The 3070-nt window shown below is 63.4% G+C and carries 6 protein-coding genes and 1 tRNA gene (1 of these 7 running past the window's edge); all 7 read right to left on the minus strand.

Features of this window, described 5'->3' with window-relative positions; all coding sequences use genetic code 11:
* A protein-coding gene (locus D6689_09180; GenBank protein ID RMH42104.1) for a 50S ribosomal protein L10 crosses the window boundary here: on the minus strand, positions 1–407 show its 5' portion. 115 nt of this gene lie to the left of the window's left edge; only the first 407 of its 522 coding nucleotides appear in the window; it begins with the start codon at positions 405–407; its stop codon lies beyond the left edge, outside the window.
* Positions 408–480: 73 nt separating this feature from the next.
* Positions 481–1179: a 50S ribosomal protein L1 gene (locus D6689_09185; protein ID RMH42105.1), complete on the minus strand. Its 699-nt coding sequence runs from the start codon at positions 1177–1179 to the stop codon at positions 481–483.
* Between the two features lie 103 nt (positions 1180–1282).
* A complete protein-coding gene (gene rplK, locus D6689_09190; GenBank protein ID RMH42106.1) occupies positions 1283–1705 on the minus strand; it encodes a 50S ribosomal protein L11 in 423 nt (140 codons plus the stop codon).
* A gap of 17 nt (positions 1706–1722) precedes the next feature.
* Entirely contained in the window at positions 1723–2247 is a 525-nt protein-coding gene (gene nusG, locus D6689_09195) for a transcription termination/antitermination protein NusG (protein RMH42109.1), read from the minus strand.
* A gap of 52 nt (positions 2248–2299) precedes the next feature.
* Entirely contained in the window at positions 2300–2677 is a 378-nt protein-coding gene (secE, locus tag D6689_09200; protein RMH42107.1) for a preprotein translocase subunit SecE, read from the minus strand.
* A 25-nt stretch (positions 2678–2702) separates the two neighbouring features.
* A tRNA-Trp gene (locus D6689_09205) sits at positions 2703–2778 on the minus strand.
* A 193-nt stretch (positions 2779–2971) separates the two neighbouring features.
* Positions 2972–3070 (minus strand): elongation factor Tu (locus D6689_09210; GenBank protein RMH42108.1); only part of this gene is annotated, 99 nt, incomplete at its 5' end.

Raw genomic sequence — 3070 nt, forward strand, 5'->3', positions numbered from 1 at the left:
GTCGCCTGCAGCTCCGGCTTGTCGGGCATCCTGGCGAGTTGGTCGACGCCCGCGACGTCGAGCACCTGGCCCTCGAAGAAGCCGCCCTTGATCTCGAAGTCTTTGACTTCCTTGGCCCACTTGACCGCCAACTTGGCCGGCGCCGACGGAGACTCGTTGGACCAGATGACCGCGGTCGGGCCGACGAGCAGCTCCGACATCGGCTCGAGATGAGAGCCTTTGATCGCGATCTTGACGAGCGTGTTCTTGAGGACGCGGTACGCGCAACCGGCCTTGCGGAAATCGGCCCGCATCTCGGTCACGGTCGGGACGTCCACCCCGCGGTAGTCGGCGAGAACGATGCTCATCACATCCGAAAACTGCTCGCGGATTTCGCCGACGACCTTTTCTTTCGTTGCTCTGTCCATGGATTGCCTCCGCAGGCGGCTTTAACCGCGATGGATGCGGACCTGCTTCTTCGACAAGGGAAAACGCAAAAACTTACCGGCTCGCCACCGTGGCGGGATCGATCTTGACTCCGGGACCGTGCGTGGTCGAAATGACGACCGACTTGACGTACGTCCCCTTCGCCGTCGACGGCTTGAGCTTGATGAGCTGATCCATCAACGCCGCGAGGTTGCCCGCCAGCTTCTCGGGGGGGAACGACGCCTTGCCGATCGGCGCGTGCACGATGCCGGCCTTCTCGACGCGGAACTCGACGCGACCGGCCTTCAGCTCGCGGACCGCCTTGGCGACGTCCATCGTGACCGTGCCGACCTTCGGGTTCGGCATCAAGCCGCGCGGACCGAGGATGCGGCCGATCCGGCCGACCAGCGCCATCATGTCGGGCGTCGCGACGACGGCGTCGAACTCGAACCAGTTCTCGTCCTTGATCTTGTTGACGTACTCCTCGCCGCCGGCGTAGTCGGCTCCGGCGTCGAGCGCCTCCTTGGCTTTGTCCGGCTTGGCGATGACCAGCACGCGCTTCGACTTGCCGGTCCCGTGCGGCATGACGACCGCGCCGCGGACCATCTGGTCCGCGTGCTTGGGGTTGACCCCGAGCCGCACGGCGACGTCGACCGACTCGTCGAACTTGTCGCTGATCTTGACCTTGGGAATGAGCGCGACGGCTTCGTCCAGCGGGTACTTCTGCCGCGGATCGTACTGCTCGAGCGCTTTTCTGTACTTCTTGCCTGCCATGGTGTCCTCGTGTGGGTCCTGGTTGCGCGGCCGTCCGGCCTACCAGGAGGAGTCACAACGAACGGCGGCCTGGCCGCCGGGAAACCGGTTGTCCGAAAGCCGCCTACTTCACGACGTCGATGCCCATGGACCGCGCCGTGCCGGCGATCGTCCGCATGGCCGCATCGAGGCTCGCCGCGTTGAGGTCCGGCATCTTGGTCTTTGCGATCTCCTCGATCTGCGCCATCGACACCTTGCCCACCTTGTGCTTGTTCGGCTCGCCGGAGCCCTTTTCGACCTTCGCGGCCTTCTTGAGCAATACCGACGCGGGCGGCGTCTTCGTGATGAAGGTAAAACTGCGGTCGGCATAGGCCGTGATCACGACGGGGATGATCACGTCGCCCTGCGACTGCGTGCGCGCGTTGAACTCCTTGCAGAACTGCATGATGTTCAACCCGTGCTGGCCAAGCGCCGGACCCACCGGCGGCGACGGGTTGGCCTTGCCGGCCGGAACCTGCAACTTAATCTGTGCGATGACCTTTTTCATGGGTTACGGCCCTGTGGTTAGGAGGCTTTTTCGACCTGGGAGAAGTCGAGTTCGACCGGCGTGCTCCGGCCGAAGATCGACACCAGCACCCGGACCTTCTGTTTGTCGGGCTTGACCTCCTCGACGGTCGCGGAGAAATTGGCGAACGGCCCGTCGATCACCCGCACCGTGTCGCCTTGTTCGAACACGACCTTCGGCTTCGGCTTGGCCTTGCCTTCGGTCATCGCGGAGTGGATGCCGACGATTTCGCGCTCGGGGACGGGCGTCGGCGACGTGCCGCCGAGGAATCCGGTGATCTTGGGCGTGCTCTTGACGAGGTGGAACGTCCGCTCGTTCAGGACCATCTGCACGAACATGTACCCCGGATAGAACTTGCGGGTGGACGTACGCTTGTGGCCCTTGACGACCTCCATCACGCTCTCGGTGGGAATCAGGATCTCCCCGAAGAACTCATCGAGTTTGTTCGACTTGATCCGCTCGAGGAGCGAGAGCTTGGCGCGATTCTCGTGCCCGGAGTACGTGTGCACCACGTACCATTTCATTTCCTGCTCGGCCATCGTTGTATCTGCTCTCGCGGCGTCCATTGCGCGGGCGCTACCCGTAGATGATCTCGGTGAGGCCGGCCCACACCATGTCGAACAGCCCGAGGATGGCCGCGGAGATGATCGTCATGATGACGACCACGATCGTGGCGGCCTTGACCTCCTGGGCGTTCGGCCACGCGACCTTCTTGAGTTCCGTGGCCACCTCGTTCGCCAGAGTGTAGACGCGCTCGTTTCGGTATAGTGATATGCCCACCGCCAGCGCGACGACGAACGCGATCGACGTGACGTAGAACTCGCTCGGGTTCGCGACGAAGTAGCCCCAGATCCAGTCGATCGTCCACTGCAGCAGCAGGAAGAACAGCATCCCGCCGAACAGGAACATCAGGTGGACCGGCTTGTTCGGTGCGTTGTCTTGCGCGTGCGCCACGGTGTGCTCGTGCTGAGGTGAAGGCCGGCAGGGGCAGAGGGACTTGAACCCCCAACCCTCCGCTTTGGAGACGGATGCTCTACCAGTTGAGCTATGCCCCTAGGAATCGAACGTCGAAGCCGAAGCGATAACGGAAGGAGAAAGCTGGAACGAAGATGCCACCCACGGGCGGAAGCGGACGTGTACACCATTCCGCCGGGGCGTGCAAGGCCCGAATTCGACGTCCGCGCGGAAATCGGCGGGGCAAAGTGTAGTGAGCACTACACTCAGCCCCGCCGGCCAACGGTTCCCGCGTTACTCGATGATCTGAGTGACGACGCCGGCGCCCACGGTGCGGCCGCCCTCGCGAATCGCGAACCGCAGCCCCTCCTCGCACGCGATCGGCGTGATCAA

It is taken from the genome of Deltaproteobacteria bacterium (genome assembly GCA_003696105.1).
Classification (GTDB): Bacteria; Myxococcota_A; Polyangia; order Haliangiales; family J016; genus J016.

What these genes read in the sequence shown, in the direction of transcription:
- D6689_09185 (RMH42105.1), bottom strand. Translation starts at nt 1,179, where the DNA reads ATGGCAGGCAAGAAGTACAGAAAAGCGCTCGAGCAGTACGATCCGCGG.
- rplK (RMH42106.1), bottom strand. Translation starts at nt 1,705, where the DNA reads ATGAAAAAGGTCATCGCACAGATTAAGTTGCAGGTTCCGGCCGGCAAG.
- nusG (RMH42109.1), bottom strand. Translation starts at nt 2,247, where the DNA reads ATGAAATGGTACGTGGTGCACACGTACTCCGGGCACGAGAATCGCGCC.